We start from the raw sequence: 26465 nt of genomic DNA on the forward strand, positions 1-26465 counted from the left end.
AACTGCGCATTTTGGCGATGGGCGGCATGTCGTTCGGGCGATGGTGAGGATCGCGTAACCCGAGGACCTGCGCTTCCCGCGAAATATTCCTGGAGGAGAAAAAGATCATGAAACCAGTTCGGCTCGCTGCCAGCCTTGGCGCAGCTTTCGTGCTTTCCGCTACCGTTTCAACCATTGCCCTGGCACAGGCGCCGGTCTGCTCGGCACCGGTCAAGGTGCTGGCGCAGCCGCGCGACGGCCTGACGCTTCTGGAGGACTCCAAGGCCGAGTTCGAGAAGCTTGCCGGCGCGAGCTTCAAGATCGATTATCTCAATGAAAACGATCGCCGCGCGAAGTCGCGCGCGGACGCCTCCACGGTCGGCAACTACAACGTCTACTATGTCGATGAAGCGAACGTGGCGCTGTTCGCCTCGTCGAAATGGATCGTGCCGCTGACCGATTATTATCCGGCTGATTATGACTATGCCGACTTCGACCCCGGCCGCCAGAAGGTTGCCACCTATGACGGCAAGGTCTGGTTCGCGCCGCTGACCGGCGGCGGCGACCTGATGGTCTACCGCAAGGACGTGCTGGAGGCCGCCGGCATCCAGCCGCCAAAAACGCTGGACGAGCTGATCGCTGACGTGCCGAAACTGACCAACGCCGACAAGGGCATGTACGGCATCGCGCTACGTGGCGCGCGCGGCTCGGGCGCCAATGTCTGGCGCTGGATGCCGTTCTTCAAGGCCTATGGCGGCAAATGGTTCGACGGCGACAAGCCGGCCTTCAACTCGGACGCCGCCGTCAAGGCGACCGAGACCTATCTGAAACTGTTCAAGGATTCCGCTCCCGGCACGCAGACCGGCAGCTGGGATGAATCGACCGGCGCCTTCCTGTCGGGTCAGGTCGCGATCCTCGTCGAATCGACGCCGCTTTCGGGCATGGCGGTGGACCCGAAGACCTCGCAGGTGGTCGGCAAGATCGGCTTCCTGCCGCCGCCCTCACCGCTTCCCGGCGGCGGTTACGGCCATGGCCTCGCCATCGCGGCGAAGGCCAATGCCGACGACGCTTCCAAGAAATGCGCCGGCCTGTTCATCGCCTGGGCAACGTCGAAGGAAAACGAGAAGCGCCGGCTCGACGCCCACCAGTTCGGTGAGCTGAACCGCACCAGCATCCTGTCCAGCAAGGAGTTCGCCGATATCTACGGCGCCGATCTCGGCCAGGCGCTGGCCGAAACCGGCAAGGTGACGGCTGTCAACTTCTGGCAGGACCCGCGCTGGCCTGATCTCGGCGACCGCTGGGGCATTATCCTTGAGGAGCTGATCGCCGGCACACGCACCGACGTCAAGGGCAGCCTCAACGAGCTCGAGGCCTATGCCAATGAGCTGGTGAAGAAATAGCCCCCTCCCTCTTGCGGCGCGCGGTCCAAGCATTCCCGGAAAATGCCGGGACCTGTGCGTCGCAGGAGGGCCTGCCTTTCCCTGAAACATCCGCGTGCCGGTTCCGCCACGCCGGACATTCGAGACACAGCAAGGCCTGAGACCAATGCCTCGACGTTCATCCCTGCCGGTGACCTTTGTCGTGCCGACGCTGGTCATTCTGCTGATCCTGTCGATGGTGCCGACGCTCTACGCGATCATCATCGCCTTGCAGAACCGCGAGCTGAGTTCGACGGCCTATTCCTGGGTCTGGTTCTCGAATTTTGTCGACCTGTTCTCCGACCGCCGCTTCCTCAACGCCGTCTGGGTATCGGTGAAGTGGGAGGTCGTCACCGTCGTCGCGACGATGGTGGTGGCCATCGGGCTCGGCGTGCTGATGTTCGAGGTCGCCGCGCCGCGCCTGCGGAACCTCTATTGCCTGCTGTTCATCATTCCGGTGCTGTTGCCGCGCGTCTCGGCGGCCTTCGTGTGGAAGTTCGCCTACCACCCGCTCTACGGCATCGCCACCTACCCCTACCGCCTGCTGACCGGCGGGCTGATCTTCGACCCGCTGTCCAAGCCGTCGACGGCTTTGTTCGCCGTCGCTTCGGTCGATGTCTGGCAATGGGGCCTGTTCTTCGCCGTCATCGTGCTGAAGCTGTTGGAGACCTTGCCGCCGCAGCCAATCGAGGCCGCAAGGCTCGACCATGCCAGACGCTGGCAGATCCACGCCTATGTGACCTTGCCGATGCTGAAGGCGCCGTTGATCAGCCTGATGTTCGTCAAGATGATCGAGTCGCTGCGCTCCTTCGACCTGATCTATGTGATGACCCGCGGCGGGCCGGGCGTGGCGACCGAAACGCTCGACATGTACGCCTTCTCGCAAGGCTTCATCGAATCCGGCAAGGTGTCCTATGCCTCGGCCATGGCGGTGCTGATGATGATCGCCACCGTCATCACCTTCACCATGCTGTGGAAGCGGGTGCAGGCATGAAGCCCGGCCGCATCATAGCCAAGGCCATCCTGGCCTTCGCCGGCTTCATCGCGGTGTTCCCGCTGCTGTGGACGGCGCTCAACTCGCTGAAGAACAGCGTCGACATCATCACCCGCGTGCCACGCCTAGTGTTTACGCCGACGCTTGCCAACATCAGCTACATCCTTGGCCGCGACAGCGTCATCACCGGCCTCTACAATTCGGTCGTCGCTTGCGGCACAGCCGTGCTGATAGGCGTCGTGCTCGGCCTGCCCGCGGCTTACGCGGTGGCGCGCTATCCCAACCGCTGGGCCGGCGACATCCAGTTCTTCGTGCTGTCGCTGCGCTTCCTGCCGCCGGTGGCGGTGGCGATCCCGCTGATGGTGATCTGGCTGCAGCTCGGGCTCTACGACACTTTGCCGGCTTTGATCGTCACCTACTCGCTGCTCACCACCTCGGTCATCATGTGGCTCGCGATCCCCGCCTTCCAGGGCGTGCCGAAGGAGATCGAGGAAGCCGCCTTCGTCGACGGCTACGGCGCCTACGCGGTGTTCTGGCGGATCGCGCTGCCGGTCGCGGCGCGCTCGCTGATCGGCGCGGTCGCCTTCAGCTTCGTGCTGGTCTGGAACGAATTCCTGATCGCGCTGATGCTGTCGAGCTCCAACGCCAAGACCTTGCCGATCGTCGCCTCCGAACTGTCCCAGCAAGGCATGAACGTACCGTGGGGCATTCTCAACGCCTCGGTCGTGCTCCTGTCGCTGCCGCCGCTGTTGTTCCTCGGCGTGCTCAGCGGTTTCCTGAATTCCGTTTTCCGGCAAAAAAAGAGTTGAAGTGAGGACGACCCGATGCGGGCTTTGGTGCTTGAGAAAAAAGGTGAATTGTCGCTGCGCGAGATCGCATTGCCGCTCGATGTCGGGCCCGACGATGTCAGGATCGCCATCCACACCGTCGGCGTCTGCGGCAGCGACGTGCACTATTACACGCATGGCGCCATCGGCAGCTACATCGTGCGGGCGCCGATGGTGCTCGGCCACGAGGCGGCGGGCACCATCGTCGAGGTCGGCGCCAATGTGACCAGCCTGAAGGTCGGCGACCGCGTCTGCATGGAGCCGGGCGTGCCCAACCTGTCGTCGCGCGCCACAAAACTCGGCATCTACAATGTCGATCCCGACGTGCGCTTCTGGGCGACGCCACCGGTGCATGGCGTGCTGGCGCCCTTCGCCGTCCACCCGGCGGCCTTCACCTACAGGCTGCCGAACAATGTCTCCTTCGCCGAGGGCGCGATGGTCGAGCCCTTCGCCATCGGCATGCAGGCGGCAAGCCGTGCCCGCATCGTTCCGGGCGATGTCGCCGTCGTCGTCGGCTGCGGCCCGATCGGCATCATGATCGCGCTTGCCGCCCTTGCCGGCGGCTGCTCGAAAGTGCTGATTTCCGATTTTTCCGCGCCGAAACTGAAGATCGCCGCGCAATATGCCGGCATCCTGCCGGTCAATATCGGCGAGCGGTCGCTGGTCGATGCCGTCGCCGCCGCGACCGACAAATGGGGCGCCGACATCGTCTTCGAGGCGAGCGGCAGCCCGAAGGCCTTCGCCGACCTGTTCGACGTCGTGCGGCCGGGCGGCGCGGTGGTGTTGGTCGGGCTTCCGGTCGAACCGGTGAGCCTCAACGTTCCGGCGGCGATCTCGAAGGAAGTGCGTATCGAGACGGTGTTCCGCTACGCCAACATCTTCGACCGCGCGCTGCAACTCATCGCCTCCGGCAAGGTCGATCTCAAGCCGCTGATCACCGGTACCTATGATTTCGCCGACAGCATCAAGGCGTTCGAACGGGCGGCCGAAGGCAACCCCCAGGACGTCAAACTGCAAATCCTGCTTACCGGCGAAAAGGACTGACCATGTCCGCGATCGTTTGCTCCCATGTCGACAAGGCCTATGGCGCCACCACGGTGATCCGCGACCTCAACCTGGCGATCGAGGAGCACGAATTCGTCGTCTTCCTCGGCCCGTCCGGCTGCGGCAAGTCGACCTTGCTCCGGATGCTGGCGGGGCTGGAGGACATCAGCGGCGGCGAGGTCTCGATCGGCGGCAAGGTGGTCAACGACCTCGATCCCGGCGACCGCGGCATCGCCATGGTGTTCCAGAACTACGCGCTCTACCCGCATATGACGATCTTCGACAACATCGCCTTCGGGCTGCGGCGCCAGAAGGTGCCGGCGCCCGAAATCCGCAAGCGGGTCGAAGCGGTGTCGAGGACGCTCGGGCTCGACCCCTATCTCGGCCGCAAGCCGGCCGAGCTCTCCGGCGGCCAGCAGCAGCGCGTGGCGATCGCCCGGGCGATGATCAAGACGCCCAAGGTGTTCCTGTTCGACGAGCCGTTGTCCAATCTGGACGCCAAATTGCGCAACCATATGCGCGTCGAGATCGCGCGGCTGCACCAGTCGCTGAAGACCACCACCGTCTACGTCACCCATGACCAGCTGGAGGCGATGACGCTAGCCGACCGTATCGTGCTGCTCAAGGATGGCGTCATCGAGCAGGTCGGCTCGCCGGCGGAGATCTACGGCCGGCCGGGCAATATGTTCGTGGCCGGCTTCATCGGCACGCCGAACATGAATTTCATCGAGGTGACGGTCGGCAGAGCGGCGAACGGCTGGACGCTGACCGGCGCCGGAACGGTGCTTTCGTTAGACGGGGCGGGCTTTCATCTCCAGCCTGGCGATCGCGCCGTGCTGGGCATCCGGCCCCCGGACCTGAAGACAGGCAGTGACGGCGCCGCCGGCATATTGCAAGGCACCGCCGATCTCATCGAATTCCACGGCAATGACGCTCTGGTGACATTCGGCTCCGGCGGCAAGGAGATCAGCGCACTGGTACCGGCACGCGAATGCCCGGTGCTGCATGCCCCTGTCCGCTACACATTCGAGGAAGAAAGCATCCATTTGTTCGACGCGACATCAGGCGCGTCGCTCCGCAAGCAATAGGCAAAGCCTACCGGATCGCGTCAAGCGCCTGGCGTTGCCGGTGCATCTCCAGGAAGATCCGGTAGTCGCGATCGAAGCGGGCGCCGGCGGCCGGGTTGGCAGCACGCCTCTTGCCGCCCTGCTGCATGGCAAGGCAGGCGGCGTTGAGGTCGGGAAACAGCCCGGCGGCGGTCGCGGCGACCATGCCGGTGCCGAGCAGCACCGCCTCGTCGGCCAGCGGTTCGACCACCGTGCAGCCGGTGGCGTCGGCATAGAGCTCCATCAAGAGCGGGTTCTTGGTGTGGCCGCCGGTGACATGCAGCGTGTCGATCAGGTAGCCATTCTCGTTCAGCGCCTCCAGCACATGGCGCACGCCGAGCGCAATGCCGACGGCGGTGCGCCAGTAGAGCTTGCACAGGCTGTCGAAGGACGAATCCAGCGTCAGACCGCTGACGACGCCGACCGCGTGCGGATCGGCGAGCGGCGAGCGGTTGCCATGGAAATCCGGCAGCACGTGCAGCCGGCCGGCAAGGCCCTCACCCTCGGCGGCGCGCAGTTCGGCGACGCGCGCGGCGATCCTGGCATGCATGGCCGCGTTCGGCTCGCCGCCGGCGCCATGCCAGCGGATGATGTGGTCGAGCAGCGCCCCGGTTGCCGACTGGCCACCTTCCGACAGCCACAGCTTCGGAAGGGCGGCGCCGTAGTACGGGCCCCAGACGCCGGCGAAAGGCTGCGGGTCGGGCGACATGGCCATCACGCAGCTCGATGTACCGGCGATCAGCGCCAGATGGCGGCCGATATTCTGGTCGTCGCCGGCGAAGCCGCCGAGCACGCCAAGCGCGCCGGCATAGGCGTCGATAACGCCTGCGCCGACGCGGCAGTTTTCGGTCAGGCCGAGTTCTGCCGCTGCCCGCGCCGTCAGCGGGCCGATGTAGGCACCCACCGGGCTGGCCCGCTCCGGCAGATTGCCGTGGTCAAAAAGATCGTCGAGGCCGACGAGTTCGAAGAAATCGCGTTGCCACGCGGTTTCCTGGTGCGCCAGGTAGGTCCATTTGGCGGTCAGCGTGCATTGCGAGCGCGCCAGCGAGCCGGTCGCCTGCCAGGTCAGGTAATCAGTCAGGTCGAATAAATAGCCGGCTTCTTTCCACGTGCCGGGCAGATTACGCTTCAGCCACATCAGCTTCGGCGTCGCCATCTCCGGCGACATGACGCCGCCGATATAATTCAGCACCTCGTGGCCGCTTGCGGTGCATTCGTCGGCCTCGGCGATGGCGCGATGGTCGAGCCAGACAATGGTGTCCCAGCGCTTGTCACCGGTGGTCGAAACACTGAGCTGGCCGCCTTGCCTGTCACGCACGACCAGCGAACAGGTGGCATCGAAGGAGATACCGGCGATATGCTCGGCGGCGACGCCTGCCTTTTCCCGCGCGGCACGCACGGCGGTGCAGACGGCGGACCAGATGTCGCGTGAATCATGCTCGGCATGATCGGGCTTCGGCTGATTCATGGCGATCGGCCGCTCGGCACGGCCGAGCAAGGCGCCACTGGCGTCGAGAATGCCCGCGCGAGCGCTCCCGGTGCCGACATCGACCGCGCAGACAAACTGTTTCGTCAAGATGCTCTAACTCTCGCTCCCAGGCCTGCAATCAGATCCGGCAATTGCAGCATGTCAGCGAATATAAAGTCCGGTTCGGTCGACGCAAGCCGCGCTTTCAATCCCGGATTGCCGGCGTGCGCGCCGCCGGTGAAGGCGAAGACGTGCATGCCGGCCGCGCGTGCCGCCGCGACGCCGGCGGGGCTGTCCTCGATGACCAGGCAGTTGCGCGGACGCGCCCGCATGCTGGCGGCAGCGTGGAGAAAAAGGTCCGGTGCCGGCTTTCCCCTGGCAACCATGGCGGCGCTGAACAGATGCGGCTCCATCAGCGTGAGCAGACCGGTGACGTCGAGCGCGTAACGAATCCGTTCCAGCGTACCGGAAGAGGCAACGCAATACGGCAGGCGGAGCTTCGGCAACATCTCCCTGACGCCGGCGATCGGCTTCAGCTCCTCGCGGAACTTTCGCATGAGGTCAACGCGCAGGGCGGTGAGATGCCGGTCGGTGATCTCCAGGCCGAAGTCGCGGCCGAGGATCTCGCGCACGCTCTTCATGCTCTTGCCTAGGAAATGCTCGTAGGCGGCGTCTTCGCCTATGCTGCCACCGGCAAGTTCGATCATGCCGAGCAGCGCCGAGACGGAGAGCGCCTCGCTGTCGACCAGCACGCCGTCGCAGTCGAAGATGACCAGTTCAGGCGTCATGGTGCCGGCTGGCTCTCAGAGCTTGCCGGCGATGTAGCGCGTCAGCGTGGCGCGCGTGCCATTGGCCCAGAGCACGTTGAGCGCGTGGGCGAAGGCCTCGACGAAGGCGGTGGCGCGGCCGACATCGCCATAGATGTCGTCCATCGCAAGCCAGGCGGCAGGCGCGGCCTTTGCCGCCTTTGCCGTTGCCTGCATCCGATCCCAGCTCGGGTCGTTGGGTTCGATGACGGCGCCGCTGTCCGTCGTGCCGAAGCAGTAGCGGCACCACAGCGCCGATTCCAGCGCCAGTCCGGTAACGCCTTTGCCCGCCTTCAGCCGGTCCGCGATGGTCGGGATGATGAATTTCGGCTGGCGGTTGGAGCCGTCGAGGCAGAGCCGGCGCACTGTGTCGCCGATCTTGGGATTGGAGAAGCGCTTCTCGATGAGCTGGTAGTAGTCTTCCAGCACCGTGTCCGGCACGGGCGGCACGGTCGGGATGATCTCGTCATGCTCGAGCTTGTCGAGGAAGCCGCGCACCAGCGGCTCCTGCATCGCCTCATGGACGAAATGGATGTCCATCAGCCCAGCCGGATAAGCAATGGTGGCGTGGCCGCCATTGAGGATGCGAATCTTCATGAGCTCGTAAGGGGCGACCTCCCTGACGAACTGCACGCCGACCTTTTCCAGCGGCGGGCGGCCATCGGTGAAATGGTCTTCCAGCACCCATTGCCGGAATGGCTCGCAGAACACCGGCCAATTGTCTTCGAGGCCGAAATCGTCGGCGAGGATCTTGCGCTCGCGGTCGCTGGTCGCCGGCGTGATCCGATCGACCATGGCGTTCGGGAAGGCGACGTGGTCGCTGACCCAGCTCGCCAGGTCCTCGTCGATCAGGCGGGCAAGGCCGATCACACCGTCCGACGTGACATGGCCGTTATGGGGAATGTTGTCGCAGGACATGACGGTGAACGGCACGATGCCGTCCTGACGGCGGCGCATGAGGCCAGCCAGGATGATGCCGAACACGGTCTTTGGTGAGGCGCCCGGCTGCGCGTCGGCGACAATATCAGGATGAGTTGGGTTGAAGACTCCGGAGGCCGGATCGATGAAATAGCCGCCTTCAGTGATGGTCAGCGATACGATCCTGATCGCCGGATCGGCCAGCCGCTCGATGATGGCGGCGGCATCGCCCGGCATCAGGAAATCGATCATCGCGCCGGTGACGCGGGCGCTCATGTGGCCTTCGTCCTGCTCGACCACGGTGGTCAGCCAGTCCTGCTCTTCGAGCTTGCCGCGGCCGATCTTCTCGCCGTCGAACACGCCGGCGCCGACCAGCGCCCAATCATGGCCGATGCCCTGACCGAACAGGTCGTCGAGATAGACGGCCTGATGCGAGCGGTGGAAATTGCCGACACCGAAATGCACGATGCCGGCTTTCAACGCCGACCGGTCATAGTTCGGACCTGCGACCTTGGACGGAAGCGTGGCGAGGCTCGAGGAAGAGAGTTTCACGGTCATCTGCTTTACCCTTTGGCCGATTTGCAGCCCGACTGTTTCGCCTCCTTCGGGAGGGCGAGGATGAGGGGCCGCACCTGATGTTCCAGTATGCTGCCCCTCACCGCCCCTCGGCACTTCTCTGGAGGAAATGAGAGAAGCGCCTTCCCCCTCAACTCATCCATTGGCCGCCATCGACATTGTAGGTCTGGGCGACGATGTATTCGGCCTCGTCGCTGGCGAGGAACACGGCCATGCCCGCGAGGTCTTCCGGCTTGCCCATGCGGCCGTACGGTACGCCCTCGCCGACCAGCCGTTTCTTTTCGCCTTTCGGCCGGTTCTCGTATTTGGCGAACAAGGCATCGACCTCGTCCCACATGTCGCTGTCGACGACGCCGGGCGCGATGCCGTTGACATTGATGCGGTGTTTGATCAGGTCGAGTCCGGCTGACTGCGTCAGCGAGATGACCGCGGCCTTGGTGGCGCAATAGACCGCGACCAGCGGTTCGCCGCGACGCCCGGCCTGGCTCGCCATGTTGATGATCCTGCCGCCCTTGCCCCGCGCGATCATCGACCGGGCGGCTGCCTGCAACATGAACAGCGTGCCGGCGACATTGACGGAAAACAGCTTTTCGTAGCTCGCCCTCGAGATCTCCACGATCGGCGCCAGGTCGAACAGAGCGGCGTTGTTGATCAGGATATCGAGGCCGCCGGTCCTGCTCTCCACCGCCTTGACCGCGGCATCGATGGATGCCTGATCGGTGACGTCAAGCTTTAGCGCATAGGCGTGGTCACCGATTTCAGCCGCGGTCTTGCGTGCTGCGTCGAGGTTGATATCGGCAATCGCCACGGTGGCGCCTTCGCGCACATAGGCTTCGGCGAAGGCTCTGCCGATGCCGCGCGCCGACCCCGTGATCAGCGCCGATTTGCCTGTCAGCCTCACCGCTCCATCCTCACTGGGCCATCGCCTTGCCGTCGGGGCCGAAGCGGTGCAGCTTGGCTTGGTCGGGCGTGAGATAGATGGTGTCGCCATGGCGGACCGCCAGTTCGCCGTCTGCGCGCACCGTCAGCGGCCCGACACCATCGGCCTGGACGTGCAGGAACGTGTCGGAACCCAGATGCTCGGCCACGCCGACGGCGGCCTTCCAGTCGCCCGCCGTGGTCGAGATCTGCATATGTTCAGGCCGGATGCCGATCGTCGTGGCGCCATATTTGGCGGCCGGTGCGCCCTCGATCAGGTTCATCTTCGGCGAACCGATGAAGCCGGCGACGAACAGGTTGCGCGGCGTCTTGTAGAGCTCCATCGGCGAGCCGACCTGCTCGATGTTGCCGGCGTTGAGCACGACGATCTTGTCGGCCATGGTCATGGCCTCGACCTGGTCGTGGGTGACGTAGATCATCGTCGTCTTGAGCTGATGGTGCAGCTCGCTGATTTCGAGCCGCATTGTGCCGCGCAGTGCCGCGTCGAGGTTGGACAAGGGCTCGTCGAACAGGAAGGCCGAGGGCTGGCGCACGATGGCGCGGCCGATGGCGACGCGCTGGCGCTGGCCGCCGGAGAGCTGGCCGGGACGGCGTTCGAGATAGTTGGTGAGGTTCAAGACGCGCGCCGCGTCCTTCACCTTCCTGTCGATGGTCGCCTGATCCTCGCCCGCCATCTTCAATGGGAAGGCGATGTTCTTGGCAACCGTCATATGCGGGTAGAGCGCATAGGATTGGAACACCATGGCGAGCTTGCGCTTGGCCGGCGCCTCGCCGGTTACGTCACGGCCATCGATGTTGATGGTGCCGCCGCTGGTGTCTTCCAGGCCGGCGATCAGCCTCAGCAATGTCGACTTGCCGCAGCCCGACGGGCCGACGAAGACGACGAACTCACCATTCTCGATCACCAGGTCGAGACCGGGGATGATGGACGTCGATCCAAAGGATTTGGAGACGTTCTTGAGCGTGATGTTTCCCATGGTTTCCTCCCCGAGAGCTATTTTTCGCCGATTGCTTCAGGCAATTTCCGTTACTTCACCGCACCAAAGGTCAGGCCTCGTACCAGCTGCTTCTGGCTGAACCAGCCCATGATCAGGATCGGTGCGATGGCCAGCGTCGAGGCCGCCGAAAGCTTGGCCCAGAATAGGCCTTGCGGGCTGGAGAAGGAGCTGATGAAGGCGGTAAGCGGTGCTGCTTCCGTGGTCGTCAGCCGGATCGTCCAGAATGCCTCGTTCCAGGCCAGGATGATGTTGAGCAGCATCGTCGAGGCGATGCCCGGCACCGCCATCGGCGTCAGCACATAGATGATCTCGTTCCACAGCGAGGCGCCGTCCATGCGGGCCGCTTCCAGGATCTCGCCGGGGATCTCGCGGAAATAGGTGTAGAGCATCCAGATCACGATCGGCAGGTTGATCAGCATCAGCATGACCATCAGGCCGATGCGGCTGTCGAGCAGACCGGTGTCGCGGAAGATCAGGTAGATCGGAAACAGCACCGCGACCGCCGGCATCATCTTGGTGGACAGCATCCACATCAGGATGTCCTTGGTCCGCTTGGTCGGCGAGAAGGCCATCGACCATGCCGCCGGAATGGCGACGAGCAGGGCCAGGACGGTCGAGCCGACCGAGAGCAGCACCGAGTTGAAGAAGAACTTGAAATAGCCGCTCTGCGCTTGGACCTCGGAATAGCTTTCGAAGGTTCCCGACGGGATCAGGTTGAAGCCCTGGATCGCCTCCTGTTCCGACTTGAACGAGGTGATGATCGTGTACAGGATCGGAAAGAAGATCAGCAGGGCGACGATCCAGGCGGCTGCCGTCGCGATGGTCTTGTGCTGGGTGGTGACTGCGCGTGCCATCTTGTCCTCCCTTACTTGTCCAGGTTCTTGCCGACGGCGCGCATGGCGAAGAAGGCGACGATGTTGGCGAGAATGACGGCGATCACACCGCCCGCGGATGCCTGGCCGATTTTGAACTCCAGCAGCGCCTTCTGGTAGACGAGGAAGGGCAGGTTGGTGGAGGCATAGCCGGGGCCGCCATTGGTGGTGACCAGGATCTCGGCATAGACGGAGAGCAGGAAGATCGTCTGGATCAGGATGACCACGGTGATCGCTCGCGACATGTGCGGCAGCGTCAGATAGATGAAGCGGCTGATGAAGCCGGCGCCGTCCATCTCGGCGGCTTCCTTCTGCTCGCCGTCGAGCGATTGCAGCGCGGTCAGCAGGATCAATGTCGCGAAAGGCAGCCATTGCCAGGCGACGATGATGATGATCGCCGTCATAGGATGCTGCCCGAACCAGTCGATCGGTTGCGCCCCGAAGAAGCGCGCTATGTCGGCGAAGACGCCATATTGCGGGTGCATGATCATGTTCTTCCACACCAGAGCGGCGACCGGCGGCATGACGAAGAACGGCGAGATGACGAGGATGCGCACGATCCCTTGGCCCCACATCGGCTGATCGATGAGCAGTGCCAGCAGGATGCCGCCGATCACCGTGATCAGCAGCACGCTGACCACCAGGACCAGCGTGTTGAGGATCGACTGCAGGAAAGCCGGGTTGGAATAGAACAGCGCGTAGTTCGAGAGGCCGACGAAGCCATCGCGAACCGGATTGAGCGGGTTGTACTGCTGGAAGGAGAACCACAGCGTGAGAGCGAGCGGAACAACCATCCAGACCAGCAGCAGCACCACGGATGGCGCCATCATGAATCGGGCAAGCGAACGGGTCTGCTGAGTAGCCATGACGGTCACCCTTCAAGGATCAGACTGAATTTTCACAGGCGTTGGAAAGGCGGCCGCCCGAACTGGGTTTCGGGCGGCCGTTGCCGGTCGAGGAGGTGACCGGCATTCGGCACCGGGAGGAGCCTTACTTGATATAACCGCCCTCGGTCATCGCCGCGGTCGCGGCGTCCTGGGCCTGCTTCAACGCATCGTCGACGCTCGACTGACCGGCAAGTGCCGCCGAGAAGAGCTGGCCGACGGTTGTGCCAAGGCCCTGGAATTCAGGGATGGCGACGAACTGCACGCCGACATAGGGCACCGGCTTGACGGTCGGATGCGTCGGGTCGGCGGCGTTGATGGAGTCCAGTGTCATCTTGGCGAACGGAGCCGCCTTCTGGTACTCGGCGTTCGCATAAAGCGAGGAGCGCGTGCCCGGAGGTACGTTGGCCCAGCCTTCCTTCGACGCGACGAGCTCCGCATAGTGCTTGCTGGTCGCCCAGGAGACGAACTTCTCGGCAGCGTCGGCCTTCTGCGTGCCGGCGGGGATCGCCAGCGACCACGCCCATAGCCAGTTGCCGCGCTTGCCAAGGCCGTTGTCAGGCGCCAAGGCGTAACCGACCTTGTCGGCGACGGTCGAGTTCTTCGGGTCGGAGACGAAGGACGCCGCGACTGTGGCGTCGATCCACATGCCGCACTTGCCCTGCTGGAAGAGCGCCAGGTTTTCGTTGAAGCCGTTGGAGGACGCGCCTTCGGGGCCGTCGGCCTTCATCAGGTCGACATAGAACTGCAGCGTCTTCTTCCACTCGGGCTGGTCGAACTGCGGCTTCCAGTTCTCGTCGAACCAGCGGGCGCCGAACGAGTTCGACATGGCGGTCAGGAAGGCCATGTTCTCGCCCCAGCCGGCCTTGCCGCGCAGGCAGACGCCGTTCACGCCATTGGCGCGGTCGGTCATCTTGTCGGCGGCCTGTTTGATGAAGTCCCAGGTCGGCGCATCGGGCATCTTCAGCCCAGCCTTCTCCATCAGGTCCTTGCGGTACATGACGAAGGAGCTTTCGCCGTAGAACGGCGCGGCATAGAGCTTGCCGTCGACCGAGAGGCCGCCGGCGATGGCCGGGATGATGTCCTTGGCGTCGTAGTCGTCGCCGAGCTTGTCGAGCGGCAGCAGCCAGCTCTGCTTGGCCCAGATCGGAACCTCGTAGGTGCCGATGGTCATCACGTCATACTGGCCGCCCTTGGTGGCGATGTCGGTGGTGACACGCTCGCGCAGCACGTTCTCTTCGAGCGTGACCCAGTTGAGCTGGATGTCGGGGTTGGCCTTGGTGAAGTCGTCGGTCAGCTTCTGCATGCGGACCATATCGCCATTGTTGACGGTGGCGATGGTGATGGATTCGGCATGTGCGGCGAAAGCCAGCGCGCTGGCCGAGCACAAGCCCAGGATGAGCGTACGAAGTTTCATCAAATTCCTCCCATGGACCAAGATGAGCATTTGCCTTGGCTGTGAGCAATTACTCACTAAGTGTGAATTATGTCAAGCCGGATTCGATGCTGCAGCGCAGCACCGGGCTTGCCGATGGACCGCCGACGGATGGAAGTTGGAGACGACGAGCCGCGCGCGTGCCGGATATCAGGCAACGGGACAGGAAGGGGTCCAGGATCGAAGCGGGCGCGACGAACCGGTCAGCAGGCGATCTCGGCCAGCAGCCAATCGCGGAAGGCGCGGATCTTGGGCACGTTGCGGCGGGCTTCCGGATAGACCAACCAGTAGGCGTGGCCGTCGTCGCCGACCAGGTCGAACGGCTGGATCAGGCGGCCGTCGGCGAGTTCGGCCTTGAACAGGGCCCGGGTCAGGATGGCCACGCCATAGCCCGATATGGCCGCGTTGGCTTCATAGGCTTGCGCGCCCATGCTGCTGCCGGGCCGCCTGGCAAGGTCGTGGCTGTGCACGCCGGCGGCCTCGAACCATTGCGTCCACCAGATATCGCTGGGATCGAGGATCGGCAGCTTGAGCAGATCGGCCGGTTCGTTGATGCCGCCGATGCTCGCCGCGAGCTTCGGGCTCAGCATCGGCGTGAAATCGGCATCGAGCAGCTTGTGGGCTTCCAGCCCGGGCCATTTGCCGCCGCCAGAACGAATGGCGAGGTCGACGTCCTCGCGGGAGAAATCCGTCAGCCGGCTCGACGTCTCGAGCCGCACGGCAAGCGACGGATGCGCGATCTGGAACGCGCCCAGATGATGCGCCAGCCAATTCGAGGCAAAGGTCAGCACCGTGGTGACACATAGCAGCCCGTCCGCGCCGCCGCGCGCGGCGGCATAGGCCTGGCTGAGGATGGCAAAGGCCTCGCTGACAGCCGGCGCTAGGCGCTGGCCCGCTTCGGTCAGTTCGATCTGTCGCGGCCGGCGCAGGAACAGCGGCGCGCCGACGCGCTCCTCCAGCACCTTGATCTGGTAGCTGACCGCGGCTTGCGTCATGGCGAGTTCCCCGGCGGCCTTGGTGAAAGAAAGATGCCGCGCCACCGCCTCGAACACCCGGATCGCCTGCAATGGCGGCAGTTGCGAAACCTGCGGCGCGCTGAGGTCAGGCATAAAGCCTCCTTATGGGTCGTTATCGACGTTCGATTGGCAAAGGCGGCCGGCAAGGCCGACATTCATCCTCAACCCGTCATTCGGGTTCAGGATAGCGAAGGTTGACGATCATGACCATGACGCAGCAAAAATGCACTCCCGCTCCCGATCATCGCTGGATTTCGTGGTTGGTGGACGGATTCGGCTGGTTCGCGCCCCGAAAAAAGGCGCATCTCGACATCAGGGACCTGTCACCCCATCTGCAGCGCGACCTCGGTTTTCTCGACGGCAACGACCCTTTCGGCCGGCACCAATAGCCTTCCTGGCTTTATCAGGAAGCCGTCAAATACCGGCCAGCAGGGCGGTCGCCGTCCGCTCGTCGGTGATGAGCCCGTTGACCAGCCGCCGGTTCACGGCCGCCAGGATTCCCGGCAGCTTACGCTCGCCCATGGCGAGCGCGATGACCAGCGACTTCTCGCGCGACGGCAGCGCCGCCGACGACACCCGGTCATTGGTGATGCCTTCGATCATGCGGCCCTCGCGATCGAACACCCAGCCGACGATTTCGGCGACGCCGCCCGCCTTCTGCAAGGCTTTCAGCTCGCTTTCGGAAATGAAGCCGTCCTCGTAGAGCGGCGCCTTCGGGCCGAGGTCGCCAATGCCGATGAAGGTGACATCGGCCTCGGCGGCAAGCGCCAGCGTCGGCTGGATCATCGGCTGGTTGAGCAGCATTTCGCGCTCCTGCGGCGAGGAGGCGATGACCGGCAGCGGCATCGGGAAGGACCGCGCCTTGACCCTGTCGGCCATGGTGAAGATGACGTTGTAGAAGGCGGCCGAACCGTCCGGCGAGATGTTGCCGGTCAAGGACACCACCTTATGCTGCGGGCATTCCATCGGCGGCAATTGTTCGATCGCCGCCTTCAGCGTGCGTCCGGTGCCGATGCCCATGACGATCGGTGTCGGCGACCGCAGCCGCCGTTCGATCTCGGCGGCGGCCGCTTCGGCGATGCCGATGGTGGTGGAGGATGAGTTGGGATCGCTCGGCACCACCTCGACAAGGTCGAGCGCGAAGCGTGATTTCAGCCGCGCGGCAAGGTCCAGGCAGTTGGCGATCGGATGATCGACGCGGACCTTGATCAAGCCTTCCGACACCGCCAGCGACACCAGCCGCTGCGCCGTCTGCCTCGATATGCCGAGCGTGGCGGCGATCTGGTCCTGTGTGTTGCCGGCAACATAATAGAGCCAGCCGGCGCGCGCCGCGTCGTCCAGCCTGTTGCTGCCGCCATCCTGCCGGCTATTCACGTCCTGCCTCCCGAAACCCGCCGATCATCAGGCGATCCGTATCAGTTTCGCAGGGAATGGCCGCCTGCGCAATTGTCAATCTCAAGAGCAAATGCCTACGCTGATACAGCGGAGGTTTCTCGGCCAATACCCGGTCGGAGAAAACGCGGCCGGTTCCGTTTCGCTTTGAAGGCATGTTCTATGGCCGCCAAAGGTTTATCTCCCGCCGCAAACCCTTTAAGGGATCGCAAAAAGGAGCGCTGCATGACACCGAAGGCGGTTTTCTGGGACATGGACGGCACGCTGGTCGACAGCGAACCGCTGCATGAGGCAGCCCTCATTGCAGCGATGCGCAATGCCGGCCTGACGCCGCCTGACGATCTGCATGAGCGCGTGCTGGGCGTCGCCGCCTGGCCGGTCTACGAAATGATGCGCGACGAGTTCGGGCTGCGACTGCCCTTCGACGAGTGGATCGTTCACAAATATGAGCATTACCTGCCGCTGGTCGAAGGGCTGAAGCCGCGCCCAGGCGCTATCGAGGTCTTCCACGAACTGCACGCGCTCGGCGTGCAGCAGGCGGTGGTGTCCAATTCGGACCGGATGATCGTCGACGCCAATCTGCGCATGGTCGGCCTCACCTATCCCGGCATGAAGACGATCAGCCGCAACGACGTGCGCGACGGCAAGCCGCACGCCGAGCCTTTCTTGCGCGCCGCCTATCTGGCCGACGTCGATCCCGCGCACGCCGTCGCGGTCGACGACAGCTGGCCGGGCGCCATGGCGGGGCTGGCGGCGGGAATGAAGACCATCTTCTGGCCTGAAAAGCCGATGGAAGGACCGCCCGGCGCCATCGTCATCAACAGCGCCGGGGAATTGCGGGCTCAGCTCGGGCTGTGAGTAGCCTCCTTCTCCCCCGTCACTATACGGGGAGAAGGTGCCGGCAGGCGGATGAGGGGCAGCGCTGACTTGGCAAAACGTCGGCGTGCAGGTTCTGATTTCTGAGACCTTGGTGCCGCCCCTCATTGTCCTGCCGGACATTTCTCCCCGTATAGTGACGGGGAGAAAGTGGCGGTGCTGACGGTTTCGCCAATTACCGGCGTTGCGAAATGATCGCTTAATTCCGGTACACCGGCTCCTGCTCGTCGAGGATCGCCTTCAACTCGGCGAGGTGACGCTCGGCCTGGCCGGGATAGTCGTCCATCTCGCTCGCCGCCTTCTCGGCGATCGCGTCGGAGAGCGTGCGCAGCGGGCGACCGGTCCACAGCGCCTTGATGTAGGTCTCGGCGGCGCGCTCGAAATAGAACATGCGGTTGAAGGCGTCGGCGACGGTGTCGCCGATGACCAGCACGCCATGGTTGCCCATCACCATCACCTTGACCTTGGGGTCAGCGAGAAGCTGCGAGCAGCGTTCGCCCTCTTCCTCGAAGGCCAGCCCGCCATAGTGCGCGTCAACGACATGGCGGTTGAAGAACATTGCCGAATTCTGGTCGATCGGCGGCAGCGTCGAGTCGGCCAGCGAGGCCAGCACGGTGGCGTGGATCGAATGGACATGCATGACGCAGCGCGCGTGCGGTACGTTGCGATGGACGGCGCCGTGCAAGCCCCATGCCGTCGGGTCGGGTGCATTAGGCCCCGAAAGCGTGTCGGGGTCGTTGGCGTCGATCTCGATCAGGTCGCTCGCCTTGACGCGTGAGAAATGCACCTGGTTGGGGTTCATCAGGAACCTGGTGCCGTCGTCGTTGATGGCCAGCGAGAAATGGTTGGCCACCGCTTCGTGCATGTTGAGCCGCGCCGTCCAGCGGAAGGCGCAGGCGAGATCGACGCGCTCTTCGTAGAAGGGCAGGTTGGTCAGCTTTTCCTTCTGCAGGCGGGCAATGCTCATGCTAAAATTCCTCCGGTTTCGGCAAGAATGCCGCGCTCCGCTGGTGCCCGCAACCGCTTTCGCTTGGTGCAGACGGCCAGCTATGCCGCGGTGCTTGCGGCGCCAATGGTCCGCAGTCCGCCGTGCTCGACGATAAAATCGATCACCTCCCGCAGGCCCTTGCCGCGTGAAAGATCGGTGAAGCCGAACGGCCGCTTGCCGCGCATGCGGCCGGCGTCGCTCTCCATGACATCGAGATTGACGTTCACATAGGGCGCCAGGTCGCTCTTGTTGATGATGAGGAAATCGGAACGGGTGATCGCCGGGCCGCCCTTTCTCGGAATCTCCTCACCCTGGCAGACCGAGATGACATAGAGCGTCAGGTCGGCAAGGTCCGGCGAGAAGGTGGCGGCCAGGTTGTCGCCGCCGGATTCGATGAAGATGATGTCGAGATCGGGGAATTTGCGGTTCAGTTCGGCGATCGCCTGCAAATTGATCGAGGCGTCCTCGCGGATGGCGGTGTGCGGGCAGCCGCCGGTTTCGACGCCGACGATGCGGTCCTCCGGCAGCGCCTGCAGCCGGACCAGCATCATGGCGTCTTCCCTGGTGTAGATGTCGTTGGTGACGACGGCGATGGAAAACTCGTCGCGCAGCGCCTTGCAGAGTTTTTCGGTGAGCGTCGTCTTGCCGGAACCGACGGGGCCGCCAATGCCGATGCGAAGAGGACCGTTAGCTTGTGTCATATCGGAAACTCCATAATGGCAAGAGCCGCGAAGCCGAGCCCGATCAGCAGGCACAGCGGCGAATAGAGACTGGTATCGAGCCACGCGAAAGGCTGTTGCGGCGCCAGCCGGCGCCACCAGGGCGTGAAACCGGCAATGCCGCGCCCCAGGAACACCAGACCGATCAGCATCGACGTGGCGGCAAGGCCCTCCTTGGGAAAGGGCGAGGCGAAGAACCCGATGAGCGCCAGCGGCCACAGCGTAGCCAGGCCAAGGCAGGCGGCAACGGCAAAACTGGCGAATGGCGTCGGCATCTCGTCGACGCCGCGAAAACCGACGACGGCATGGGCGCAGGACGCGGCATCCCTGCCCGGCCAGATGCCGCCGATGCCCCAATAGACATGCAGTACCGTGATCAGCAGCAGCACGAATGAGAGGACGAAGGCGAGTAGGATCATGAGCGGAACAATCGCGAATACTGGGTTTCGTGCTTCATCGCCATGACGTCGGAGACGAAGGCGCAGCCGCCGAGATCGTCCGATGTCGAGCGGGACGCGCGCGCCGCGGTCGACAGCGCCAGCGGCTCGAAGCCGGCAAGCAGCGCGGTGGCTTCGTTCTGACCGATGACGCCGAGCCGGATGGCGGCCTGGACGAGGTTGGAAAAGAAGGCTTGCAGGAAGGCGGACAGCGCGTCCTGCAGCGCAACGCCATTGCCCCCGGCGACAGCGCCGACAGCGACGCAATAGGCGCATTCGGCCGGCAACCGCTCCAGCACGGAATTGGGCCAGGCGCCGGCCGCTTTAAGGAAGGCCGCACCTTGCAGCGTGGCCTCGGCGTGGCGTTCGCGCGAGCCGGCCAGTGCCTCGGCCAGCGCGGCGACCTCGGCCAGATCGCTGCCTTCGCGGGCGCGGCGCCAGCTCTCGGCGAACAGCACGGCATCGTTCCAGCCGGAGCCCATCTCGACCAGCGTCTCCAGCCAGCTGGCAAGGCCGGCGGCATCGGCCACCAACCCGTCATGCACCGCGCGCTCCAGACCATGGCTGTAGGCAAAGCCGCCGACCGGAAAGGCCGGCGACAGCCATGCCATCAGCCGCAGCAGGGCGATGCCGGAGGGCTGGTCAGTCATGATGATGATCGTGATGCGAATGCGCATGGCTGTGCGAATGGGATTCGCCGTGGCCATGGCTGTGCGCCTCGGCGTGGGCATGGCCATGCCCGCCGGAATAGGCGCCGCGCACCGGCTTGAACGGCTCCGAGACGTCGCGCACCGTGGCGCCGAGCCCCTCCAGCATCGCCTTGATGACATGGTCGCGCAGGATGAGGATACGGTGCGCCTCGATGCCGGCGGCGAGGTGGCGGTTGCCGATATGCCAGGCGAGTTCGGTCAGATGCACGGCGTCGCGGGCGCGGATGTCATAGACCTCTTCGGGCGCCGCGATAATCTCGATATGACCGCCGTCCTCCAGCACCAGCCGGTCGCCGTCGTTCAGGGCAACGGGCTCGGGCAGGTCGACCAGCACCTTGCCGCCGTCGGCAAGTTCGATGGCGCGGCGGCGCAGATGCCGCTCGTCATGGGCGAGGATCGCACGGCCGGAAGGCACGGTGGTCGCGGCCGTGCCGGCGGGCAGCACCGAGACGGCGCGCGGAAATTTGGTGAAGTCGGTGTTGAGGTTGAGCTTCATTTCATGGCTCCGCCATTAGAGCGCCGCGCGTCCCCTTGGACGCGCAGGACGCTCTAACATGTTTGAATCTATGCATCGTGCTTTCCGAAAATCGATTCCGATTTTCGGGCCGATGCATTGGCTTGGGCACGGGCGCGGGCTGGGCGGCCCAGCACGCGGTCGAAATAGGCGTTGACGCGGTCGGATTCGATCGGGAAGCGGCCGGCTCGGGCCCAGCCGCCCATATCGCCGAGCAGCACGTCGACGGCGGAAAACCGGTCGCCGAGTGCGAAAGGCTTGTCGCCGAGCCGGCGATCCAGCGCCTTGAGTTCTGTGGCGAAGTCATAGGCCGCCGCGGGGCCGACTCGACCCGCACTTCCCTGGGTAAGAGGAAGCGATGGCGCAATTTGTTCCACAGCGGCGCCTCGAATTCGCTCTGGGCAAAATGCATCCAGGAATCCATCTCGGCACGGCCCGCAAGGCCCGGATTGGCACCCATGCCTTTATCGGCGTGCTTGTCGGCGAGATAGACGCAGATCGCCGCGAATCCGTCACGATCAGCTCACCGTCGATGAGGATCGGCACCTTGCCCGACGGATTGAGCGCATAGGCTTCCGGCGAGCGGAGCTTGACCTCGACGAATTCATAGGGCTGCCCGAGTTCCTCGAGCATCCAGAGGACGCGGCTGACCCGGGACCCACGCGATCCAATGGCCTTGTACATCGCTGAACCTGCCTTTCCCCGAAACTCTAGATCATCGGCTGGCGTCATACGATCGTGTCGAAGAGCCGCAGGATGAACGATATCTGGTAGATCAGCGCCGCCGTGACGAAGGCGATGTGGAAGCGGCGGTCGCGCACCAGGATCGCGGCGATGCAGAGCGCGACGAAGATCGGCGTTCGGAACAGATATTCGTCGCCGAAGCGGGCGAAATGCTCCGGCCCTTTCAGCAGGGTGTCGATCACATCGAGCAGATAAGTCGCCGCCAGCAGGCCGAAGAACCAGGCGCGGCGCGAATAGAAGAAATCCTCGTAGCTGGTGTAATCGAGCATCGAATCCGGAAACAGCAGCGCGCACAGCAGGAACAGCGTGATGGCGTAGAAGATGATGAACAGGTACTTGCCGAAGGTCCAGGTTTCGATGGCGTAAAGGCCGAACTCCCACCACCAGAAATGCACCATCATCAGAAGCACCGAACCGACCCAGGCGAGGTGCACGGGATAGAGCCGGTACTGGCCCGGATGCTGGACGATGCGAGCCAGCCCCGACAGAAGGCGAGTGACGCCGAGCCCGATCACCATGCCCATGACGATGCGAATATGCGGGAAGATGTCGTGGGCGGAGGCTATTTCGCTGGCCATGCCTAATCACAATACGGCTTTTCGAGGCCGCATATTGCGGTGTGGAATCCTCTCCTGCAATGGATTTTGAACCACTTGAGGCAGTCGCCGATTTCGCGTCAGAACAGAAAATACCGCTGTGCCATCGGCAGCACGGTCGCCGGCTCGCAGGTCAGCAGTTCGCCATCGGCGCGCACCTCGTAGGTTTCGGGATCGACCTCGACATGCGGCGTCGCGTCGTTGAGCACCATCGAGTGCTTGCCGATGCCGCCGCGTGTGTTTTCGACGGCGACGAACTGCTTGTCGACGCCGAGCCGGCCATGCAGCCCCGACTCGAGCGCGGCTTTCGAAACGAAGGTCACGGACGAATTGGTCCGGGCTTTGCCATAGGCGCCGAACATCGGCCGGTAGTGCATCGGCTGCGGCGTCGGGATCGAGGCGTTGGGGTCGCCCATCGGGGCGGCGGCGATCATGCCGCCGATCAGCACCATGTCCGGCTTGACGCCGAAGAAGGCCGGGTTCCATAGCACCAGGTCGGCGCGTTTGCCGACCGCGATCGAGCCGATGTCCTTCGACAGGCCATGGGCGATGGCAGGATTGATCGTGTATTTGGCGATGTAGCGGCGGACGCGGAAATTGTCGTTGTCGCCGGTCTCCTGCGGCAATGACCCGCGCTGGCGCTTCATCTTGTCGGCGGTCTGCCAGGTGCGGATCGCCACCTCGCCGACGCGGCCCATGGCCTGGCTGTCCGACGAGATGATCGAGAAGGCGCCGATGTCGTGCAGTATGTCCTCGGCCGCGATGGTCTCCTTGCGGATGCGGCTTTCGGCAAAAGCGATGTCCTCGGGAATCGATGGCGACAGATGATGGCAGACCATCAGCATGTCGAGATGCTCGGCCAGGGTGTTGACCGTGTAGGGCCGCGTCGGATTGGTCGAGGACGGGATGACGTTGGGTAGGCCGCAGACCTTGATGATGTCGGGTGCGTGGCCGCCACCGGCGCCCTCGGTGTGGAAGGCATGGATGGTGCGGCCCTTGATCGCCGCCACAGTGTTCTCGACAAAGCCGGATTCGTTGAGCGTATCGGTGTGGATCATCACCTGCACGTCGTAGTCGTCGGCGACCGACAGGCAACAATCGATCGCCGCCGGCGTCGTGCCCCAGTCCTCATGCAGCTTGAGCGAGCAGGCGCCGCCCAGCACCATCTCCTCGAGCGCTGCCGGCAGAGAGGCGTTGCCCTTGCCCGACAGGCCGATATTCATCGGAAAGGCGTCGAAGGACTGGATCATGCGCGCCATGTGCCATGGCCCGGGCGTGCAGGTGGTGGCCAACGTGCCATGCGCCGGGCCGGTGCCGCCGCCGAGCATGGTGGTGATGCCCGACATCAGCGCTTCCTCGATCTGCTGCGGGCAGATGAAGTGGATATGCGCGTCGAAGCCGCCGGCGGTGAGTATCTTGCCTTCGCCGGCGATGATTTCGGTGCCGGGTCCGATGATGATGGTGACGCCGCCTTGAGTGTCGGGATTGCCGGCCTTGCCTATTGCGGCGATGCGGCCGTCCCTGAGGCCGATGTCGGCCTTGAAGACGCCGGCGCTGGCATCGATCACCAGCGCGTTGGTGATGACGGTGTCGACCGCTCCTTGGGCACGGGAAACCTGGCTCTGGCCCATGCCGTCGCGAATGACCTTGCCGCCGCCGAATTTCACCTCTTCGCCATGGATGGTGAAATCCTTCTCGACCTCGATGATCAGCTCCGTGTCGGCAAGCCGCACTCTGTCGCCGACCGTTGGGCCATACATCTGGGCGTAGGCGGCACGGCTTAGTCTGGCCATCAGCGATTGCTCCCGAAATGCGGTATGGTCGAAACCCGGCTGCACATTGCCGCCACCCAATGGTCACGCAATGACCCGCTGGGCGACACCTTCTGATCCCATTTGGCGGTTGAGGTTGGCAGGCCACCCCAAAACGACCGTTTGCCAAACCGATGGAAGGAAAATCCATGCGTAAAACGATAGTTCTTGCAACCGCCGCCAGCATGATGCTGGCGGGTGCCGCCAGTGCCCAGCAGCAGCCTGCTCAACAGCCCGCTCCGACCGCGCCGGCCCCAGCCGCCCCTGGCGGCCAGCAGGCCGCCCCGGCGATTCAGAGCGTCAACATCGTCGACATCAGCGAGTTGCCGAAGGACACCCAGACGCAGGTCAACCAGGTGATCTCCCAGCGTGGCGATGCCGGCCTGCAGAAGCTGCGCAGCTCGATCGATGCCACGCCCAAGGTGAAGTCCGCCCTCCAGGCCAAGGGAATGACCTCGGCTCAGGTGGTCGCGGCCAGCATGGAGCCAAACGGCGCGCTGACCCTGATCACCAAGAAGGCGAGTTAAAGGCCCGGCGCGGCGGGCCGGTATCCGGTCCGCCCACCGAATCGGAGAGGGAACCGTGGCAGGGCTGGCGTCGTTTTGTTTCCTGAGCGTTGGAACAAACCGCGGAAGTGACCGATGACCGATACCACCTTGCCCGATATCCGTTGGCTGCATGCCGTTGCAGCCGCTGCGTTTCTGGCAGTGAGCCTCCCCCAGGCCGCGCTGAACGCGCAGGGCCTTCAGAGCCCGGAAACCGTCGACCGCATCGTCGGCTCGCAAGTCAACCAGGAAGAGGCCAAGACGACCGCTGAGATTGGAAAGGTCAATTCGGCGATCGACCGCACGCGGGAAAATATCAGCACGGTGCGCAAGACTTCCAAGCTCGACAAGGTCGATATCGTGTTCCTGACCGATGCGGCGCGCAGCGAAGGCGGCCCGCCGCCGGTCATCGAGAACAAGGTCCGGCAGCATCAGGACGATGTTACCGAGCTGCGCAAGGAGATCGAGGCCAACGCGCTGCTCTTCAACGCCATCGAGTCGCGGCGCGTGCTTGCGCAAGACGTTCTCGCCGTGGAATTCGACGATCCCGGAAAGATCGTCATCTACGCGGCCGCCAAGCCATCGGACTGAGCGACGCGCAGCGCGTGCGTTCATGCCTGCGCTGAAGTCGCTCGCCGGCCTTGCGCGCGAAGCACGAGACGTCCTCACAGCTTACCCATTACCTTCTGCTGGAATCCATAGACCTCGCGCTTGCCGCCAAGCGGCACCAGCGTGACGTCGCGTTCCTGCCCCGGCTCGAAGCGCGTGGCGGTGCCGGCGGCGATGTCGAGGCGCATGCCGCGCGCGCTCTCGCGGTCGAATGTCAGCGCCTCATTGGTTTCGAAGAAATGATAATGGCTGCCGACCTGGACCGGCCGGTCGCCACTGTTGGCCACTTTCAGGGTGACGGTCGGCAGACCCTTGTTGAGTTCGATGTCGCCTTGGGCAGGCATGATTTCGCCGGGGATCATCGGACCTCACACGACGCCGAAGACGAGGCCGACGCCGATCGCCGCGCAGGCGGCACCCACGATGCGGGCCACACCACGAAATCTCATGCCGAGGCCAAGCCCGGCGGCGATGCCTATGGCATGGAGCAGCACGGTGGCGGTGGCAAAGCCGGCCATATATTCGAGCCCGCCGGCATTTTCCGGCACTTCCGTGCCATGGGCGTGGCCGTGAAACAGCGCAAACAGGCCGATGATAGCGACACCGGCCGAAACGGGGAGATCGACCGCCAGCGCGACCAGTAGCCCGAGCGCCACGACCGAGGCCAGTATGCCCGGCTCAACGAACGACAACGGCAGATGGGCCATGCCAAGGGCCGCGCCGGCCAGCATGATGCCGACGAACGCCGCCGGCCAGGCCCAGATCGCCTTGCCGCCCTTGAGGGCCGCCCACAGGCCGACAGCGAGCATCACCGTCATGTGGTCGAGGCCCGACAATGGATGCGTGAAGCCGGCCATGAGGGAGGACGTCGGGCCGATGCCGACATGGGCGTAGGCAGGCATGGCTGCCGCCACGAGCAGGATCGCCGAGAGGCACAGGCGTTTGACAGGGATCATTTACTTGCCTTTCGTTTGCGGTGTCAGGCGGCCTTGCGGGGACCGCAGCCCTCGGCCTTGAGCACGCGTTTGGTCGAAGCCGGATATTTCTTCAGCATCGCGGCGGGACGGATCGGCCGGGCTGTAAAATCGCCGCCGCAGTTCGGGCAGACGCCGCCAAGCACGTTTTCGACACAGCCGGCGCAGAAGGTGCACTCGAAGGTGCAGATCCGCGCATCCCGGGCTTCCGGTGGCAGGTCCTTGTCGCAGCATTCGCAGTTCGGGCGCAGCTCAAGCATGTCGGCCTCC

31 protein-coding genes are annotated in these 26465 nt (G+C 64.1%); 9 read left to right on the forward strand and 22 right to left on the reverse strand.

The features are described from left to right. Positions 1-107 precede the first annotated feature (107 nt). The 5 genes from EN851_RS24800 to ugpC all read left to right on the forward strand — a co-directional run bounded on the left by EN851_RS24800 (position 108) and on the right by ugpC (position 5350). The gene (locus EN851_RS24800; protein WP_135917084.1) at positions 108-1379 is read left to right on the forward strand and encodes an extracellular solute-binding protein; all 1272 of its coding nucleotides are present in this window, start codon (positions 108-110) and stop codon (positions 1377-1379) included. A gap of 145 nt (positions 1380-1524) precedes the next feature. Beyond that, positions 1525-2391 carry a sugar ABC transporter permease gene (locus tag EN851_RS24805; protein ID WP_135930178.1) on the forward strand — a complete coding sequence of 289 codons (867 nt, stop codon included), beginning with the start codon at positions 1525-1527 and terminating at the stop codon, positions 2389-2391. Continuing rightward, positions 2388-3200: a carbohydrate ABC transporter permease gene (locus tag EN851_RS24810; RefSeq protein ID WP_135930179.1), complete on the forward strand. Its 813-nt coding sequence runs from the start codon at positions 2388-2390 to the stop codon at positions 3198-3200. The genes EN851_RS24805 and EN851_RS24810 overlap by 4 nt, the downstream gene beginning before the upstream one ends. A 15-nt stretch (positions 3201-3215) precedes the next feature. Further along, positions 3216-4262, forward strand: a complete 1047-nt coding sequence (locus EN851_RS24815) for an NAD(P)-dependent alcohol dehydrogenase (protein ID WP_135930180.1) — start codon at positions 3216-3218, stop codon at positions 4260-4262. A 2-nt stretch (positions 4263-4264) separates the two neighbouring features. Further along, complete coding sequence (gene ugpC, locus EN851_RS24820; protein ID WP_127279274.1) at positions 4265-5350, forward strand: sn-glycerol-3-phosphate ABC transporter ATP-binding protein UgpC; 1086 nt, start codon at positions 4265-4267, stop codon at positions 5348-5350. Positions 5351-5357: 7 nt separating this feature from the next. Here ugpC and EN851_RS24825 read toward each other — a convergent pair whose 3' ends face one another. The 9 genes from EN851_RS24825 to gcvA form a co-directional block, all read right to left on the reverse strand. Further along, on the reverse strand, positions 5358-6944 hold the full coding sequence (locus EN851_RS24825) for an FGGY-family carbohydrate kinase (protein WP_135862633.1): 1587 nt from the start codon (positions 6942-6944) through the stop codon (positions 5358-5360). Beyond that, positions 6941-7624 (reverse strand): HAD-IA family hydrolase, encoded by a 684-nt coding sequence (locus EN851_RS24830; RefSeq protein WP_135862634.1) that lies wholly within the window; start codon positions 7622-7624, stop codon positions 6941-6943. Before EN851_RS24830 ends, EN851_RS24825 begins: the two co-directional genes overlap by 4 nt. A 15-nt stretch (positions 7625-7639) precedes the next feature. Beyond that, positions 7640-9118 (reverse strand): mannitol dehydrogenase family protein, encoded by a 1479-nt coding sequence (locus tag EN851_RS24835; RefSeq protein WP_135917085.1) that lies wholly within the window; start codon positions 9116-9118, stop codon positions 7640-7642. A 148-nt stretch (positions 9119-9266) separates the two neighbouring features. Further along, on the reverse strand, positions 9267-10037 hold the full coding sequence (locus EN851_RS24840; protein ID WP_127275234.1) for an L-iditol 2-dehydrogenase: 771 nt from the start codon (positions 10035-10037) through the stop codon (positions 9267-9269). A gap of 10 nt (positions 10038-10047) precedes the next feature. Continuing rightward, complete coding sequence (locus EN851_RS24845) at positions 10048-11052, reverse strand: ABC transporter ATP-binding protein (protein ID WP_135930181.1); 1005 nt, start codon at positions 11050-11052, stop codon at positions 10048-10050. Between the two features lie 50 nt (positions 11053-11102). Further along, entirely contained in the window at positions 11103-11927 is an 825-nt protein-coding gene (locus EN851_RS24850; RefSeq protein WP_127275236.1) for a carbohydrate ABC transporter permease, read from the reverse strand. An 11-nt stretch (positions 11928-11938) separates the two neighbouring features. Continuing rightward, positions 11939-12811 carry a sugar ABC transporter permease gene (locus EN851_RS24855; RefSeq protein ID WP_127275237.1) on the reverse strand — a complete coding sequence of 291 codons (873 nt, stop codon included), beginning with the start codon at positions 12809-12811 and terminating at the stop codon, positions 11939-11941. A 124-nt stretch (positions 12812-12935) separates the two neighbouring features. Then, positions 12936-14246 carry a sugar ABC transporter substrate-binding protein gene (locus EN851_RS24860; protein ID WP_127871260.1) on the reverse strand — a complete coding sequence of 437 codons (1311 nt, stop codon included), beginning with the start codon at positions 14244-14246 and terminating at the stop codon, positions 12936-12938. Positions 14247-14467: 221 nt separating this feature from the next. After that, a complete protein-coding gene (gene gcvA / locus EN851_RS24865) occupies positions 14468-15373 on the reverse strand; it encodes a transcriptional regulator GcvA (RefSeq protein WP_135930182.1) in 906 nt (301 codons plus the stop codon). 110 nt (positions 15374-15483) lie between these two features. Here gcvA and EN851_RS24870 point away from each other — a divergent pair, with 110 nt between their 5' ends. After that, a complete protein-coding gene (locus tag EN851_RS24870) occupies positions 15484-15669 on the forward strand; it encodes a hypothetical protein (RefSeq protein ID WP_127275240.1) in 186 nt (61 codons plus the stop codon). A gap of 25 nt (positions 15670-15694) precedes the next feature. Here the strand turns inward: EN851_RS24870 and EN851_RS24875 are convergent, their stop codons facing one another. Next, positions 15695-16654, reverse strand: coding sequence for a sugar-binding transcriptional regulator (locus tag EN851_RS24875; protein WP_127275241.1), 960 nt, complete (start codon positions 16652-16654; stop codon positions 15695-15697). Between the two features lie 243 nt (positions 16655-16897). Between EN851_RS24875 and EN851_RS24880 the strand changes: the two genes are divergently transcribed. Beyond that, on the forward strand, positions 16898-17530 hold the full coding sequence (locus EN851_RS24880) for an HAD family phosphatase (RefSeq protein WP_127275242.1): 633 nt from the start codon (positions 16898-16900) through the stop codon (positions 17528-17530). A 217-nt stretch (positions 17531-17747) separates the two neighbouring features. On the opposite strand, the gene EN851_RS24885 is transcribed toward EN851_RS24880, so the two are convergent. From EN851_RS24885 to ureC, 9 genes are all read right to left on the reverse strand, one after another. Continuing rightward, a complete protein-coding gene (locus tag EN851_RS24885; RefSeq protein WP_127275243.1) occupies positions 17748-18515 on the reverse strand; it encodes a class II aldolase and adducin N-terminal domain-containing protein in 768 nt (255 codons plus the stop codon). Between the two features lie 80 nt (positions 18516-18595). Beyond that, the gene (gene ureG / locus EN851_RS24890; protein WP_127275244.1) at positions 18596-19237 is read right to left on the reverse strand and encodes an urease accessory protein UreG; all 642 of its coding nucleotides are present in this window, start codon (positions 19235-19237) and stop codon (positions 18596-18598) included. Next, entirely contained in the window at positions 19234-19674 is a 441-nt protein-coding gene (locus EN851_RS24895) for a DUF3995 domain-containing protein (RefSeq protein WP_135930183.1), read from the reverse strand. The genes ureG and EN851_RS24895 overlap by 4 nt, the downstream gene beginning before the upstream one ends. Continuing rightward, positions 19671-20342: an urease accessory protein UreF gene (locus EN851_RS24900; protein ID WP_135930184.1), complete on the reverse strand. Its 672-nt coding sequence runs from the start codon at positions 20340-20342 to the stop codon at positions 19671-19673. The genes EN851_RS24895 and EN851_RS24900 overlap by 4 nt, the downstream gene beginning before the upstream one ends. Beyond that, the gene (locus EN851_RS24905; protein ID WP_135930185.1) at positions 20335-20898 is read right to left on the reverse strand and encodes an urease accessory protein UreE; all 564 of its coding nucleotides are present in this window, start codon (positions 20896-20898) and stop codon (positions 20335-20337) included. Before EN851_RS24905 ends, EN851_RS24900 begins: the two co-directional genes overlap by 8 nt. A 68-nt stretch (positions 20899-20966) precedes the next feature. Then, positions 20967-21293, reverse strand: coding sequence for a glutathione S-transferase C-terminal domain-containing protein (locus tag EN851_RS37340; protein ID WP_245520806.1), 327 nt, complete (start codon positions 21291-21293; stop codon positions 20967-20969). Beyond that, a complete protein-coding gene (locus EN851_RS37345; RefSeq protein WP_348630732.1) occupies positions 21220-21648 on the reverse strand; it encodes a glutathione S-transferase N-terminal domain-containing protein in 429 nt (142 codons plus the stop codon). The genes EN851_RS37340 and EN851_RS37345 overlap by 74 nt, the downstream gene beginning before the upstream one ends. Next, a complete protein-coding gene (locus EN851_RS24915) occupies positions 21645-22238 on the reverse strand; it encodes a hypothetical protein (protein WP_135930186.1) in 594 nt (197 codons plus the stop codon). The genes EN851_RS37345 and EN851_RS24915 overlap by 4 nt, the downstream gene beginning before the upstream one ends. Before the next feature lie 98 nt (positions 22239-22336). Next, positions 22337-24052 (reverse strand): urease subunit alpha, encoded by a 1716-nt coding sequence (gene ureC, locus EN851_RS24920; RefSeq protein ID WP_189521937.1) that lies wholly within the window; start codon positions 24050-24052, stop codon positions 22337-22339. Positions 24053-24216: 164 nt separating this feature from the next. Here ureC and EN851_RS24925 point away from each other — a divergent pair, with 164 nt between their 5' ends. Together EN851_RS24925 and EN851_RS24930 are read left to right on the forward strand one after the other, a co-directional pair. Then, positions 24217-24594 (forward strand): hypothetical protein, encoded by a 378-nt coding sequence (locus tag EN851_RS24925; RefSeq protein WP_135930188.1) that lies wholly within the window; start codon positions 24217-24219, stop codon positions 24592-24594. Between the two features lie 114 nt (positions 24595-24708). Continuing rightward, the gene (locus EN851_RS24930; RefSeq protein ID WP_135862650.1) at positions 24709-25203 is read left to right on the forward strand and encodes a hypothetical protein; all 495 of its coding nucleotides are present in this window, start codon (positions 24709-24711) and stop codon (positions 25201-25203) included. A 74-nt stretch (positions 25204-25277) separates the two neighbouring features. Here EN851_RS24930 and EN851_RS24935 read toward each other — a convergent pair whose 3' ends face one another. The 3 genes from EN851_RS24935 to EN851_RS24945 are packed head-to-tail and all read right to left on the reverse strand — an operon-like array spanning position 25278 to position 26455. Next, positions 25278-25583 carry an urease subunit beta gene (locus tag EN851_RS24935; RefSeq protein WP_127871251.1) on the reverse strand — a complete coding sequence of 102 codons (306 nt, stop codon included), beginning with the start codon at positions 25581-25583 and terminating at the stop codon, positions 25278-25280. A 6-nt stretch (positions 25584-25589) separates the two neighbouring features. Continuing rightward, positions 25590-26177: a HupE/UreJ family protein gene (locus EN851_RS24940; RefSeq protein WP_135930189.1), complete on the reverse strand. Its 588-nt coding sequence runs from the start codon at positions 26175-26177 to the stop codon at positions 25590-25592. 23 nt (positions 26178-26200) lie between these two features. Beyond that, positions 26201-26455 (reverse strand): DUF1272 domain-containing protein, encoded by a 255-nt coding sequence (locus tag EN851_RS24945; RefSeq protein WP_135930190.1) that lies wholly within the window; start codon positions 26453-26455, stop codon positions 26201-26203. Positions 26456-26465 lie beyond the last annotated feature (10 nt).

This window comes from Mesorhizobium sp. M8A.F.Ca.ET.208.01.1.1, assembly GCF_004791315.1.
GTDB lineage: Bacteria > Pseudomonadota > Alphaproteobacteria > Rhizobiales > Rhizobiaceae > Mesorhizobium.